This is a genomic window from Actinomadura vinacea, assembly GCF_039532545.1.
Lineage (GTDB): Bacteria > Actinomycetota > Actinomycetes > Streptosporangiales > Streptosporangiaceae > Spirillospora > Spirillospora vinacea.
Genome location: NZ_BAAARW010000012.1, coordinates 724,727 through 738,448 on the forward strand (window position 1 = coordinate 724,727; position 13,722 = coordinate 738,448).

General features: G+C 72.7%; 12 protein-coding genes. 2 read left to right on the forward strand and 10 right to left on the reverse strand.

Annotation, left to right across the window (positions count from 1 at the left end):
- Positions 1-47 precede the first annotated feature (47 nt).
- Positions 48-554, forward strand: a complete 507-nt coding sequence (locus tag ABD340_RS18670; RefSeq protein ID WP_344590252.1) for a MarR family winged helix-turn-helix transcriptional regulator — start codon at positions 48-50, stop codon at positions 552-554.
- Here ABD340_RS18670 and ABD340_RS18675 read toward each other — a convergent pair.
- From ABD340_RS18675 to metG, 9 genes are all read right to left on the reverse strand, one after another.
- Positions 551-2,326 (reverse strand): ABC-F family ATP-binding cassette domain-containing protein, encoded by a 1,776-nt coding sequence (locus ABD340_RS18675; RefSeq protein WP_344590253.1) that lies wholly within the window; start codon positions 2,324-2,326, stop codon positions 551-553. The genes ABD340_RS18670 and ABD340_RS18675 overlap by 4 nt on opposite strands.
- Positions 2,327-2,384: 58 nt before the next feature.
- Positions 2,385-2,618 carry a hypothetical protein gene (locus tag ABD340_RS18680; RefSeq protein ID WP_344590254.1) on the reverse strand — a complete coding sequence of 78 codons (234 nt, stop codon included), beginning with the start codon at positions 2,616-2,618 and terminating at the stop codon, positions 2,385-2,387.
- Between the two features lie 42 nt (positions 2,619-2,660).
- A complete protein-coding gene (locus tag ABD340_RS18685) occupies positions 2,661-3,068 on the reverse strand; it encodes a hypothetical protein (protein ID WP_344590255.1) in 408 nt (135 codons plus the stop codon).
- A 100-nt stretch (positions 3,069-3,168) separates the two neighbouring features.
- Positions 3,169-4,089, reverse strand: a complete 921-nt coding sequence (locus ABD340_RS18690) for a 4-(cytidine 5'-diphospho)-2-C-methyl-D-erythritol kinase (protein ID WP_344590733.1) — start codon at positions 4,087-4,089, stop codon at positions 3,169-3,171.
- An 88-nt stretch (positions 4,090-4,177) separates the two neighbouring features.
- Positions 4,178-5,248, reverse strand: a complete 1,071-nt coding sequence (locus tag ABD340_RS18695) for a glycoside hydrolase family 26 protein (protein WP_344590256.1) — start codon at positions 5,246-5,248, stop codon at positions 4,178-4,180.
- On the reverse strand, positions 5,184-6,185 hold the full coding sequence (gene rsmA / locus ABD340_RS18700; protein ID WP_344590257.1) for a 16S rRNA (adenine(1518)-N(6)/adenine(1519)-N(6))-dimethyltransferase RsmA: 1,002 nt from the start codon (positions 6,183-6,185) through the stop codon (positions 5,184-5,186). Before rsmA ends, ABD340_RS18695 begins: the two co-directional genes overlap by 65 nt.
- 39 nt (positions 6,186-6,224) lie before the next feature.
- Positions 6,225-7,022 (reverse strand): resuscitation-promoting factor, encoded by a 798-nt coding sequence (locus tag ABD340_RS18705; protein WP_344590258.1) that lies wholly within the window; start codon positions 7,020-7,022, stop codon positions 6,225-6,227.
- Between the two features lie 186 nt (positions 7,023-7,208).
- The gene (locus tag ABD340_RS18710; protein ID WP_344590259.1) at positions 7,209-8,033 is read right to left on the reverse strand and encodes a TatD family hydrolase; all 825 of its coding nucleotides are present in this window, start codon (positions 8,031-8,033) and stop codon (positions 7,209-7,211) included.
- Positions 8,030-9,850, reverse strand: coding sequence for a methionine--tRNA ligase (gene metG, locus ABD340_RS18715; RefSeq protein WP_344590260.1), 1,821 nt, complete (start codon positions 9,848-9,850; stop codon positions 8,030-8,032). The genes ABD340_RS18710 and metG overlap by 4 nt, the downstream gene beginning before the upstream one ends.
- A gap of 150 nt (positions 9,851-10,000) precedes the next feature.
- Here metG and ABD340_RS18720 point away from each other — a divergent pair, with 150 nt between their 5' ends.
- Positions 10,001-11,617, forward strand: coding sequence for an ArnT family glycosyltransferase (locus tag ABD340_RS18720; protein ID WP_344590261.1), 1,617 nt, complete (start codon positions 10,001-10,003; stop codon positions 11,615-11,617).
- Between the two features lie 34 nt (positions 11,618-11,651).
- Here ABD340_RS18720 and ABD340_RS18725 read toward each other — a convergent pair whose 3' ends face one another.
- Positions 11,652-13,478, reverse strand: a complete 1,827-nt coding sequence (locus ABD340_RS18725; RefSeq protein ID WP_344590262.1) for a hypothetical protein — start codon at positions 13,476-13,478, stop codon at positions 11,652-11,654.
- Between the last annotated feature and the right edge of the window lie 244 nt (positions 13,479-13,722).

The window sequence follows — 13,722 nt, forward strand, 5'->3', positions numbered from 1 at the left end:
GATGTCAAGAAAGTCTTCTCGATATCGAGACAGGTAGGCTGTCCGGCATGCAGGACGAGGTGGACCGGCTCGTCGGGGCCTGGCGCAAGGAGCGGCCGGACCTCGATGTCCGGCCGCTGCAGGTCCTCAGCCGGGTGTCGCGGCTGGCCCGGCACCTGGACCGTGCCCGCCGCGCCGTCTTCGCCGCGCACGAGCTGGAGGGCTGGGAGTTCGACGTGCTCACGGCGCTGCGCCGGGCGGGCACCCCGTACCAGCTGAGTCCGGGCGCGCTGCTGCGGGCCACGCTGGTCACCTCCGGCACCATGACCAACCGGATCGACCGGCTGGCCGCCGCCGGGCTGGTGGAGCGGCATCCCGATCCGCAGGACAAGCGGGGCGTGCAGGTGCGGCTCACCGCGGCGGGCATGACCCGGGTGGACGCCGCGTTCGCGGATCTGCTCGACCGGGAGCACGGGATCCTCGAGGGGCTGGCCCCCGACGACCGCGAGACGCTGTCGGGGCTGCTGCGGACGCTGCTGATCCCCTTCGACAGCCCCGAGGGGTCCGAGGCCTAGCCGACGTCCTCGGCGAGCATCAGCCACTCCTCCTCGACCTGCGCCGCCTCGGCCTGGATCTCCTTCAGCCGGCCGTCGAGCTCCTGGAGCCGCTCGTAGTCGGTCGCCGCGGCGGCCAGTCGCTCGTGCAGCTCCGCTTCCTGCCCGGCCAGCTTGTCGAGGCGGCGTTCGAGCCGGTCGAGTTCCTTGCGGGCCTTCCACTCCTGCCCGCCGCCCTTGGCGCCGGTCTTGGGCTCTGTGACGGCGGCAGCGGTCGTCCCGGAGGCCGCGGCACGGGTGGGGGCGGTGCCCTCGGCGCGGCGCCGCAGGTACTCCTCGACCCCGCCGGGCAGCATCGAGACCCGCCCGTCACCGAGCAGCGCGACGGAATGGTCGGTGACCCGCTCCAGGAAGTAGCGGTCGTGGCTGACGACGATGAGCGTGCCCGGCCAGCCGTCGAGGAGGTCCTCCACCTCGGTCAGGGTCTCGATGTCGAGGTCGTTGGTGGGCTCGTCCAGCAGCAGCACGTTGGGCTCGCCCATGAGCAGCCGCAGCAGCTGCAGGCGGCGCCGCTCGCCGCCGGACAGGTCGCCGACCGGCGTCCACTGCCGGTCGCCGCGGAAGCCGAGCCGCTCCAGCAGCTGGCTCGCGGTCCACTCGCGCTTGCCCACGGTGATCCGCTGCTTGATCTCCTCGACCGACTCCAGCACCCGGCGGCCCGGGTCGAGCTCCTCCAGGTTCTGCGACAGGTGGGCGAGCCGGACGGTGCGGCCGCGGACCACCCGGCCCGCGCCGGGGGCGACGGAGCCGTCCAGCAGCCGCAGCAGGGTGCTCTTGCCGCTGCCGTTGACGCCGACCAGGCCGATCCGGTCGCCGGGGCCGAGCCGCCAGGTCAGCCGCTCGAAGAGGGGGCGGCCGCCGACCTCGACGGCGGCGTCCTCGAGGTCGATCACGGTCTTGCCGAGCCGGGCGGTGGCGAACCGGGTCAGCTCCACCGAGTCGCGCAGCGGCGGCTCGTCGGCGATCAGGGCCTGTGCCGCGTCCACCCGGAACTTGGGCTTGGACGTGCGGGCCTGCGGGCCGCGGCGGAGCCAGGCCAGTTCCTTGCGCAGCAGGTTCTGCCGTTTGGCCTCGGTGGCGGCGGCGATCCGGTCGCGCTCGGCCTTGGCCAGCACGTAGGCGGAGTAGCCGCCCTCGTAGCGCTCGACCTGGCCGTCGACGACCTCCCAGGTGCGTTCGGTGACCTCGTCGAGGAACCAGCGGTCGTGGGTGACCGCCAGCAGCGCGCCGCGGCGGGACCGCAGGTGCCGGGCCAGCCAGTCGATGGCCTCCAGGTCGAGGTGGTTGGTGGGCTCGTCCAGGACGATCAGGTCGGACTCGGGGACCAGCAGCCGGGCCAGCGCGACCCGGCGCCGCTCGCCGCCGGACATCCCGGCGAGCGGGGCGTCCAGCGGCAGGTCGGCGAGGAGGCCGGCGAGGATGTCGCGGACGCGGGTGTCGCCGGCCCATTCGTGCTCGGGACGGTCGCCGAGCACGACGCCGCGTACGGTGGCGTCCTCGGCGAAGGCGTCGCGCTGGGTCAGGTAGCCCAGGCGCAGCCCGCGGGCGTGGGTGACCCGGCCCTGGTCGGGCTCGGCGGTCCTGGCGAGGATCTCGACCAGCGTGCTCTTGCCGCCGCCGTTGCGGCCGACGACGCCGACGCGGTCGCCCTCGTCGAGGCCGAGCGACACGGCGTCGAGCAGCGGCTTGGGGCCGTAGGCCTTGGTGACGTTCTCAGCGTTGATCAGATTCACGACATCTTCAAGGCTAGTGGCCCCGGCGAGCACCTTGGGCCGGGGCGCCGGGGAGGGTTCAGGACCCTCCGCCACCGCCCCCGCAGCCGCCGCCACCACCGCAGGACGATCCCCCGCTGCACGAGCCGCCGCTGCTGCAGGAGTAGCCGCCACCGCCACCGAAGAATCCGCCGCCGCCCCTGCCGCGCCGGCGCTTGCTCTGCCGGCCGCGCTCAGTCGTGTTGACGAGCACGATGACGCTCACGATGAGGACCATCACCCCGATGACGAACAAACCTGGGAGGGCATCCATGGCCGTTCTCCTTCCGTTCCGCTCCGCCGCCGCGAGTTCTGGCTAGTAGCTGGAACTCGAGCTGGAGGAGCCCCCGCTGTCGAAACCTGAGGAGCCGCCCGAGGAACCACCGGACGAGCCGCCGCTGTCGTAGCCCGAGGAGCCGCCGTAAGACCCGCCGGACGAGGAACCGGGATCGGGCGACGGTCCGCCGGAGTAGCCGCTGTAGGGGTCGGCGCCCGGCGCGTATCCGCCATGAGAGGGAGCCGGGCCGGCGCTGTACGGGTCGTACGGGTTGTGGGAGCCGTACGGGCCAGGCTGGGATCCGGGTCCGCCGGGCTGGTACGGGTTGTACCCGGGCGCCCGGCCGCGTCCGGCGGACGAGCGGACGGCGAGCGCGATCACCACGCCCACGACCACGACGAGGGCGAGGAGGAGGACTAGCACGAGGAGCAAGGTGATACTGGCCACCGCGTCTCCCTTTCCGAAGGGTCGGGGGTTCCGACGGGTCGAGCAGTTGCGGGGTGAAGGGCTTTCGGTTTTAGACGCGGCCGGTCCGGTGGCGGTTCAGTCAGATAATTGTTGCCCCGGGGAAAGGTCCCTGCGCGCGGACGACCGACCGGGCCACGCCGGTGTCGTCCAGAGCCTCCGCCAGTTCGGCCCCGTGCTCCTCCGACTCGGCCAGGAACGCGCAGGTCGGACCGGACCCGGACACCAGCGCGCCGATCGCCCCGGAGTCGCGTCCGGTGGCCAGCGTGCGGCGCAGCGCGGGCCGCAGCAGCAGCGCCGCGGGCTGCAGGTCGTTGTCCAGCGCGGCGCCCAGCCCTTTGACGTCCCCGGTGGCCAGGGCGGTCATCAGGGCCTGGGAGACCTCGGGCCAGGGCGCGCGCTCGCCCCGGGCGGCGCGCAACCGGTCGCATTCGGCGTACACGGCCGGGGTGGACAGGCCGCCGTCGGCGGTGGCGAACACCCAGTGGAAGGTGCCGCGGGTCAGCGCCGGCGTCAGCCGCTCGCCCCGCCCCACCCCGACGGCCGTGCCGCCGAGCAGCGCGAACGGCACGTCGCTGCCCAGCAGCGCGCCGATCTCCAGCAGGTCGTCGCGGGTGAGCAGGGGGTCCTCGCGGTCGTCCCAGAGCCGGGCGCAGGCCACCAGCGCGGCGGCGGCGTCGGCGCTGCCGCCCGCCATGCCGCCCGCGACCGGGATGGCCTTGCGGATGCGCAGCGCGGCCTGCGGCTCGACGCCGAGCCGCTCGGCCACCAGGAGCGCCGCCCGCGCGGCGAGGTTGTCGCCGTCGACGGGGACGCCGTCGATCGCCACCCGGGCGTGCGGGGCGGCCTCGACGGTCACCTCCAGCCGCTCGGCGGGAACGGCCGTCACCTCGTCGACGAGGGAGACGGCTTGGAAGACGCTGACGAGGTCGTGATACCCGTCGTCGCGAAGCGGCCCCACGCTGAGTTGGAGGTTGACCTTCGCGGGCACGCGTACGGTCACTGCGGTCACGTCACGGAAGCGTAGAGGACCCGGGCCCCTCCGTGGCGGGCGGGGCGCACCGGGTCCCCGCCACCGGCCCGAGGCCCGCTCAGCCGCCGCTGGTCACCGGGAGGTTGCGGGGGTTGAAGTACGGCGTGGTGGCCAGTTCGCGCAGCGCCGAGACGGCCTGGTTGTCGCCGGTGACGGCGTACCGGCGCCGCTCGTCCCTGGACTCGGTCGCCTGTTCGTCGGAGTTGAAGTAGACCACGGCCTTGACCCGCGGGTTCTGCAGCGTCTCGGCGGCCTTGCGGAGCCATTCGGCGCGCCGGACGCCGTAGGACTTGGGCACGCCGAACTCGGCGACCATGATCGGCTTGGGCCGGTCGTCGGCCCACTCCAGGAACAGCTTGAGCGACTCCGACAGGTCGCGGTAGTCGTACTCGCCGCCCGGCTGGGCGTTCACGCAGATCCAGTCCACCTGGTCGTCGCCCGGGTAGAACGAGGGCGCGTTGCGGGAGCCGAAGCCGCCCGCGGTGGGGCACCAGACCCAGGCGACGTTGTCGACGCCCTCCCGCTGGAAGATCCCGCGCAGGTGCTTCCAGGCGGCGATGAAGTCGGCCGGCCCGTAGATCCTGGAATCGCGCAGGCTCTCCTTGTCCATGTCGCGCTGCCAGCGCAGGAAGATCGGCTTGCCGGTGGCCTTGATGGCGCGGGCCCGCTCCTGGATCAGCCGGTCGTGCTTGCCGGAGACGATCTCCCGGGTGTCGGTGCCCGCCCAGCTCAGCAGCAGGTACCGGTCCCCGGCGTTGAGCAGCTGGGAGTCGTCGCGGCTCGGGAAGGCGGACTTCCAGCCCCGGTAGCTCTGCACGATGTCCAGCCGGCGGCCGAGGTCGCGTTCGAGGTCGCCCACCGGTCCGGGCACCGGGCGGAACGACGGCGAACCCGACGGGCCGCCCGCCGCCTCGGACGGGCTGCCGGACGGGGAGCCCGACGGGGACGGCCCGGCGGCGTCGGGCGGCATCCAGGCGCCGAAGTAGGCGCCCTGCTTGGGCGGCACGGGGGCGACGCCCGGACGGGCGGTGCTCGTGATCGTCGGTGCCGCGCCCGCGCCGCTGCTACAGCCCGCCGCGAACGCCAGCGCCGCCAGGGCCGCCAGGGGCCCCCTCGCCGGCGCCGCCACGGGCCTCCTCGCCGGCGCCGTCCGCGAACGCCCCTTCGCCCGCCCCTTCAGCATGTTCCTCCGCCTCGTTCCGGTCCAGCACGCCCCCAGGACGATACTGGGCGAGCCGGGCGAAGGCGGCCACGTCCAGCGCTTCGCCACGAGCTTGTGGATCAACGCCCGCGGCGCGCAGCGCCCGTTCCGCCGCCGCGGCCGATCCGGCCCAGCCCGCCAGTGCCGCGCGCAGCGTCTTGCGGCGCTGCGCGAACGCCGCGTCGACCACGGCGAACACCTCCGCGCGGGACGCCCGGGTCGGCGGCGGCTCGGCCCGGGTGAAGGCCACCAGGCCCGAATCGACGTTGGGCGCGGGCCAGAAGACCGACCGGCCCACCGCCCCGGCCCGCCGCGCCTCCCCGTACCAGGCCAGCTTCACCGACGGTACGCCGTAGATCTTGCCGCCGGGCGTGGCGACCATCCGGTCGGCGACCTCGGCCTGCACCATCACCAGCGCGCGGCGCAGCGACGGGAAGGTCGCCAGCAGGTGCAGCACCACCGGGACGGCCACGTTGTAGGGCAGGTTCGCGACCAGCGCGGTCGGCTCGGGCCCCGGCAGGCCGGTGAGGCGCAGCGCGTCGGCCTGGACGACCTCCAGCCGCCGGGCCTGTCCGGGGGCGCGTGCGGCGACCGTGCCGGGCAGCGCCCCGGCCAGCACCGGGTCGATCTCCACGGCCACGACCCGGCGCGTCTCCGGCAGCAGCGCGAGGGTCAGCGAGCCCAGCCCGGGGCCGACCTCGATCACCACGTCGTCGGTGGCCGGACCGGCGGTCCGCACGATCCGCCGCACGGTGTTGGCGTCGATGACGAAGTTCTGGCCGAGCGTCTTGGTCGGCCGGATGCCCAGCCGTGCGGCCAGCTCCCGGACGTCCGCCGGTCCGAGAAGTGCCTGTACGTCCCCCACGGCTCCAGTGTCTCAGGTCGGCCGGGCGGGTCGTGCGCGTTAGCCGAAGAGGTTGCTGCCGCAGTTGGGCCACTGCCCCTGCCAGCGCCCGTTCACCTTGTTGTAGAGCAGCTGTGCCCGGTAGGTCTGCTCGGCGGCGCTGGCGTCGGACGGCTTGCCCGACCCGCCGACCGAGCCCCAGGTCTGCATCGAGAACTGGTAGAGCCCGTAGTAGCCGGCCGGGTTGACGGCCTTGGGGTTGCCGCCGGACTCGCATTTGGCCAGGCCCGCCCAGTTGAGCCGGGCGGCGGAGCCGGTCGAGGCGCCCTTGGGGCCGACCGCCACGATCGCCGCCACCGGCTTGCGCTTGACCTGCTCGGAGATCACCGCCTTGACCTTCTTGCCGCGCCGCCGCACGTAGGCGATCTGGACGACCTTCATCCCGGGCTTGCCCTTGCGCATCACCTTCTCGCTGAAGGGCGCCACCTTGGAGCTCTTCTTGCGGATGGGCGGCGCGCTGGTCTTCACCGTCTTGGTCACGGGCTTGGACAGCAGCCGCACCACCTTGATCATCTCGCCGGGCGGGGACTGCCGCGGCGGGGACACCAGGTCGTAGGGGCCGAGCGCGACGCGGGCCTGGCTCAGCACCTGCTCCACGGTCGCGCCCGCGCTCATGACCTCGGACTTCTTCTTGTCCACCATGAGCACGATCTTGCGCGGGGTGGCGCTCGGCCGGGGCGCGTCCGCGGCCGCGGACGACGGGGCGCTCGTGGACGGGGCCTTCTCGCCGCCGCAGCCGGCGAGCAGGGCCGCCGTCACGAGCAGGGACAGCGCAGAGCGCGTGGGGGGTCGGCGCACCTTCGTTTCCTCCATGGCCGACAGGGCTCCGGGGGGTGCCCTGTGCAACTGCCAGACCTTAGAGCCCCGCGGGGCTCTCCCGCCACCCGAACGGCGATGTTCCCGACCCCGCGTCCCGGTCGGGTGAGGTTCAGGTGCGCCGGTTCAGCGGCGCCGGTTCAGCGGTGTCGGTTCAAAGGTGTCGGCTCACCATGGGCCGAAGACGCGTTCGCCGTTGGCCGCGATCGCCGTGCACAGCTCGGCGAGGTCGACGCCCTTCACCTCGGCCATGAACCGGACGGTGTGCGGGATCAGGTAGGAGGCGTTGGGCTTGCCGCGGTGCGGGATCGGAGTGAGGAACGGCGCGTCGGTCTCCACCAGCAGCAGATCGAGCGGGGCGGCGCGCAGCGCGTCCCGCAGGGGCTCGGCGTTCTTGAACGTGACGTTGCCCGCGAAGCTCATCACATAGCCGCGCTCGGCGCAGACCTTGGCCATCTCGGCGTCGCCGGAGAAGCAGTGGAACACCACCCGCTCCGGGGCGCCCTCCTCCGCCAGGATGCGCAGCACGTCGGCGTGCGCGTCCCGGTCGTGGATGACCAGGGCCTTGCCGGTGCGCTTGGCGATGGCGATGTGGGCCCGGAACGAGCGCTGCTGATCGTCCTGCGGGGCCCAGTCGCGGTAGCGGTCCAGGCCGGTCTCGCCGATCGCCCGCACCTTCGGGTGGACCGACATCGCCTCGATGTCGTGCAGTACCGCGTCGCTGATGCCGGTCGTCTCGTTGGGGTGGATCGCCACCGCCGCGTAGACGTCCTGGTACTCGCCGGCGGCCTCCACCGCGAACCGCGACGACGGCAGGTCGCAGCCGATCGTGACGATCCGCGCGATCCCGGCCGCGTGCGCGGCCGCCAGCGCCTCGGTGACCGGCGTGTCGGCCAGGTCGAGATGGCAGTGGCTGTCGAACACGTCCACCGGAAGGCGCTCGGGCAGCGGCGGAAAGGCTCGGGACGCCTCCCCGCCCGGCCCCCTGCTCACTGGGCGTCGCCCCCGTTCTGCGCCTTGCCCGCCTCCAGGCGGGCCAGCTCCTCGTCGGCGACCGACGGGTCGAGCTTCTTGAACAGCGGGGTCGGCTTGGTCAGCGGCACGCCCGGCTTGATCGGCCGGGACTCCCAGACCGCCTCGGAGACGTAGTCGCCGGTCAGCACCGGGTAGTCGGCGCCGCCTTCCTCGGACACGACCTCCAGCCGCGGCATCGCGCTCCAGGTGCCCTCGCCGCCGAGCATCTCATGCACCTTCTGCGAGGAGTTCGGCAGGAACGGGGTCAGCATCGACTTGGCGTCGTCGACCACCTGCAGCGCCACGTGCAGGATCGACTTCACCCGCTCGGGGTCGTCCTTGAGCTTCCACGGCGCCTGGTCGGACAGGTAGCGGTTGGCGTCGCGGACCACGTCCAGCGCCTCGGTGATCGCGTTCTTGAACCGGGACCGGCCCAGTTCCGCGCCGACGGCGCCGAACGCGCCGCGGCTGCGCTGCAGCAGCGCCCGGTCGGCGTCGGTCAGCTCGCCCGGCTCCGGGATCGCCCCGTAGTTCTTGGCGGCCATGTTGATCGAGCGGTTGACCAGGTTGCCCCAGGCCGCCACCAGCTCGTCGTTGTTGCGGCGGACGAACTCCGCCCAGGTGAAGTCGGTGTCCTGGTTCTCCGGGCCGGCGACCGCCACGTAGTAGCGCAGCGCGTCGACGTCGTAGCGCTCCAGGAAGTCCTTGACGTAGATGACCACCTGGCGGGACGAGGAGAACTTGCGGCCCTCCATCGTCAGGAACTCCGACGACACCACCTCGGTGGGCACGTTCAGCGCGCCCAGCGAGCCGGGCGTGCCGCCCTTGTCGCCCTGGCCGCCGTAGCCCATGAGCATCGCGGGCCAGATCTCGGAGTGGAAGACGATGTTGTCCTTGCCCATGAAGTAGTACGACAGGGCGTCCGGGTTCTGCCACCAGGCGCGCCACGCCTCCGGGTCGCCCTGGCGCCGCGCCCACTCCACCGAGGCGGAGAAGTAGCCGATCACCGCGTCGAACCACACGTACAGCTTCTTGGCCGGGTTGTCGCGCCAGCCGTCCAGCGGGATCGGCACGCCCCAGTCGAGGTCGCGGCTGATCGCGCGGGGCTGCAGGTCGTCCAGCAGGTTCAGCGAGAACTTCAGCACGTTCGGCCGCCACTCGCCCTGCTTGCCGCGCAGGTAGCGGCCCAGCACGTCGGTGAACGCCGGCAGGTCGAGCATGAAGTGCTCGGTTTCGACGAACTCGGGCTTCTCCCCGTTGATCCGGCTGACCGGGTTGATCAGGTCGATCGGGTCGAGCTGGTTGCCGCAGTTGTCGCACTGGTCGCCGCGCGCGCCGTCGTACCCGCAGATCGGGCAGGTGCCCTCGATGTAGCGGTCGGGCAGGGTGCGGCCGGTGGACGGCGAGATCGCCCCCATCGTGGTCTTGGGGAAGATGTAGCCGTTGTCGTACAGGCCCTTGAAGATCTCCTGGACGACCGCGTAGTGGTTGCGCGTGCTGGTGCGGGTGAACAGGTCGTAGGACATGCCGAGGCCGTGCAGGTCTTCGGCGATCACCCGGTTGTAGCGGTCGGCGAGCTCGCGCGCGGTCACGCCCTCCTTGTCGGCCTGCACCTGGATCGGCGTGCCGTGCTCGTCGGTGCCGCTGACCATCAGGACCTGGTTGCCCGCCATCCGCTGGTAGCGGGCGAACATGTCGGCGGGCAGCGCGAATCCGGAGACGTGCCCGATGTGACGGGGCCCGTTGGCGTACGGCCAGGCTGGCGCGGTCAGGATGTGTCGGCTCGACGAGGACATGCACCCAGAGTAGAGGGCCGACCGGTCCCGCTCGAACGGTATAGCCACCCGGGCAGGGCGCGCCTGCCGATACTCTGCGAACCGGGCGGTGTCCCTTTCCCCGCCCGTCCCTCGGATCCATCACCCGCACAGCAGAGGTTGATCACAGGCATGGGCCAGACCACGGTGCGCGAGCCGGCCGGCCAGGACGACACCGAGGCCCGCACCGGGCCCGCCGCGCGGTTCGCGGGCGGGTTCCGTGCCGGTTGGGGACGGCCCCGCCGCCGGGCGGTGTGGCTGTCGGCGCTGGTCGCGACGTGCACCGTGCTGGCCCAGTGGATCACCAACCCGCCGCCGATGTACTTCGACCCCTACTACGTGTGGCTGGCGGCGCGGGACTGGCCGGACATCCCGCTCGACCAGTGGCCGTTCAACGAGGTCCCGCACCAGGTCACCCGGCTGGGGCTGGTGCTGCCCGCGCGGGTCGCGCAGGAGCTGCTCGGCGACGGGCAGGCCGCCTACTCCACCGTCGCGGCGCTCGGCGGCTGCCTGTTCTTCGTGGGCTGCTACCTGGCCGTCCGGTCGCTGTTCGGCGACCTGGCCGGGGTCGCGACGACGCTGCTGCTGATCGTCCACCCGTTCTTCACCATGACCAACCCGTACGGGATCGAGGTCACCTGGTCGGCCGGGGTGATGCTGCCGGACATGCCGGGCGCGGGGCTGTTCGCGTTCGGGATGGCGGCGCTGGTGGTCGCGAGCCGCCGCACGGGGCGCGCCCAGACCCGGCTGCTGCTGGCCGCGGGCGCCTGCTTCGGCGCGTCGTTCCTGGTCCGGGAGTTCCTGGCGTTCCTGTTCCTGGCGATCCCGATCTACCTGGCGCTGCTGCGGATCCCGTGGCGGCGCAACGTCACGGTCGGGCTGCCGATGGCCGCGATCCTGGCCGCGAACCTGACGCACAACGCGATCGTGTGGGGCGATCCGCTGGCCGGGCTGATGTCGGCGGCGAGCCACGGCGGCCAGTCCCGCGACTACGTGACCCGGACGCTGGCGCTGAAGTCTTTCGTGCGGGCGATGGACGACTGGCACCCGATGGGCATGGTCTTCGTCGCGGCGCTGGTGCTGACGGTCGTCGGCTGGGCGGTGACCCGCGACCGGCGGCTCGCGCTGACGCTGGTGTGGTTCCTCGCCCTGGCGGCCCCGCTGACGCTGCTGGCGGGCGTCCTGGACCCGCAGGACATCTCGCTGCGCGCCTGGCTGCTGCGGTACTGGTTCGCGATCTTCCCGGCGCTGCTGGCGGGCGGCACGGGATCGTTGATCCTGCTGGTCCGGCGGATCCCCGAGGGCTTGGCGGCCCGGTTCCGGCTCCGTACGGTCGTCGCCCCGGCCGTGGCGGTCGTCCTGGCGGGCACCTATGCCGTGTCGGCGGTGCGCGCCGTCCCGTACCTCCCCCGCGACAGGGCGTGGAACGAGCTGCGCGGCTACCTGGCCGGCCACGACCGCGACATGCCCGTCCTGTGGGCGGACCGGCGGCTCGCCCAGACCTTGACCTTCTACAGCCGCTCCATGTGGGGCGACACGCTGTGGCACGGCCGGATCCGCGACTTCGAGCACACTTCCACCAAGCTGCCTGAGGACTCCTACGGGCAGCCGATGCTGTTCACCAAGTGGCGCGGCCAGGAGGCGCAGATCTTCGCCGGCTGGCGGCCCAGCGCGCAGGGCGGGTGGCGCTTGATGTGGCGGTCCTCGGACGGCGTCCTGGAGATCTGGGGACCGGCCGCCTCTTCCTGAGCCTGGGCCTGGGCCGGCCCGGTGGAAGCCTTCCTTACGGGCGGCCGCCGGTGACCATGCGCTCCGGGTCGCTCTGCGCCGGGGACGGGCTGCGCCACGCCACCCAGTCGCCCTCCGGGGTACGGCGGCTGTCGACGATCCGCCAGCCGTCCGGGGCGTCCCGCCACGTCTGCTCCGCGGGAACGCCCTTCGGCCACGCCAGGACGACCAGGTCCACGTTGCGCGGCGCCGGGGTCCAGCGGGCGTCGAACAGGGTGCCCTTGCTGTCCCACGCCCAGTAGAACTGCGCGAGCCGCACCGTCCAGGGGACGTTCCAGTCCAGGGCGATCGAACGCTGCGCGTCCAGGTCGGTCTTGTCGCGCAGGTCGGTGTACGCCGTCAGCCCCTGTACCAAGGGCTGGGAGATCTGCATCGTGGCCGTCGTCACGGCGGTCAGGTTGACCCCGACCAGCAGCACCACCAGGACGCCCCGCCCGTGCCTGGGGAGCCGGGCGGCGATCAGCGCCAGCCCCAGCAGCACCAGCCCGGCCAGCGTGGCGCGCCACAGGTGGAATTCCGTCCAGTTCCAGGTCAGGAACGAGGTCTCGGGGAAGTCGAACCGGGTGTAGGTGTAGCGGCTCAGCAGATCGCCCGCGTACCACTGGACGACGCTCGCGGTCACCACCGCCAGCGCCACCGTCGCGGCCGCGGCCCACAGCACGGTGCGGAGCGCGGCGCGCAGCAGCACGGCGGCGCCCACTGCGAACAGCACCGGCGTCACGCACGCCAGATAGCGGCCGTAGACGTAGTTGCCGATCCGCCACTCGACGGGCAGCGCGGCCGAGGTCGCGAACGCGATTCCCGCGATCGTCGCCAGGATCGCCAGGGCCAGCGCGCGCAACCGCCCCGGCGTACCGCGCCGGGCCGCCAGGACCGAGACGGTGACCAGCCCGATTCCCGCGATGCCGCCGGTCGCCACGATCTGGTACCAGACCTGCCCGGTGCCCAGCGACAGCACCCAGCCGTAGCCGTCCAGGCTGGTCAGGCGGCGTTCCAGATTGCCGCTGAGGTTGTTGTCGCCGCCCGGGTACAGCTTGGGCAGCAGGCTGTTGTTGAGCAGCGCGCCCGCGCCCGCCACGGCCGCCATCGCGGCGGCGGCGATCCCGGTGGTGCGCCAGTCGCGCCATCGCAGCAGCACCGCGGCCGCCATCAGCCCGGCCTGCACGACGACCAGGAGCACGCCGCGGGTGTGCGAGGCGTACACGTACGCCACCACCATCGCGGCCGACGCCCCGTACAGCGCCACCCGCGCCCGGGAGGTGCCCGGCGGCGCGGTCAGCCAGGAGTGCGTCAGCAGCAGCCAGCCGAATACCGCGACCGGCAGCACCGCGTCGGTGAGCACGAACTCGGCGTAGAAGACCACCGAGGGCAGCAGCGCGGTGACGTGCCCGACCGCGTACGACCAGCTGCGCGACAGGCCCATCCGGCGCAGCATCAGGAAGGCCAGCGGCAGCAGGGCCGCGCTGATCAGCGCGTTGATGACCAGGCAGATCCGGTAGATCGTCACCGGCTCGTCGGAGATCCAGAACGCCGGGAGCAGCAGCAGCGCGTAGCCGCCGCGGTAGACCGTGCCGTAGGACATGTCGGCCTCGGGCCCGCCGGTCAGCACCCGGGCGGCGAACAGGTAGCCCGCCTCGTCGGGGGTGGCCACCGGCATCGTCTGCCCGGCGGCCAGCCACAGCCGCACGGCCACCTGGGCCGCCCAGCCGAGCAGCAGCAGGAGGCCCCAGTGCCGGAAGCGCGGGTCCGCGCCGCTCGGGCGCTCGCCCGTGGAACGGGCCGGCGGTCGTGCGACGGGAAGGGTCGCTGCCTGGGTGGTCATCAGTGGCCGAGGTCCGCGAGGACGGCGTTGACGGCCGGCACGGGCGAAAGATCCATCAGCGAGTCAGCCTGTCACAGTCCGGCGCGGCCGCTTCCCTTGCGCGCGAAACACTCAGCAAGTTGTCGGAATCCGCTCCGGAGCGTGGCGGCGGCGTTCCTTTCCGTGAGAGGCGGTGCGCGAGCTCGGACACGTTTCCGCCCCCTTAAGGAGAATGCGCGGGAGAGGCGCGCGGAAAGAACGAAGA

Bases quoted from the DNA above. Each gene is read 5' to 3' on its own strand.
- ABD340_RS18670 (WP_344590252.1), top strand. From the start codon at position 48: ATGCAGGACGAGGTGGACCGGCTCGTCGGGGCCTGGCGCAAGGAGCGG.
- ABD340_RS18680 (WP_344590254.1), bottom strand. From the start codon at position 2,618: ATGGATGCCCTCCCAGGTTTGTTCGTCATCGGGGTGATGGTCCTCATC.
- metG (WP_344590260.1), bottom strand. From the start codon at position 9,850: ATGTCCTCGTCGAGCCGACACATCCTGACCGCGCCAGCCTGGCCGTAC.
- ABD340_RS18720 (WP_344590261.1), top strand. From the start codon at position 10,001: ATGGGCCAGACCACGGTGCGCGAGCCGGCCGGCCAGGACGACACCGAG.
- ABD340_RS18725 (WP_344590262.1), bottom strand. From the start codon at position 13,478: ATGACCACCCAGGCAGCGACCCTTCCCGTCGCACGACCGCCGGCCCGT.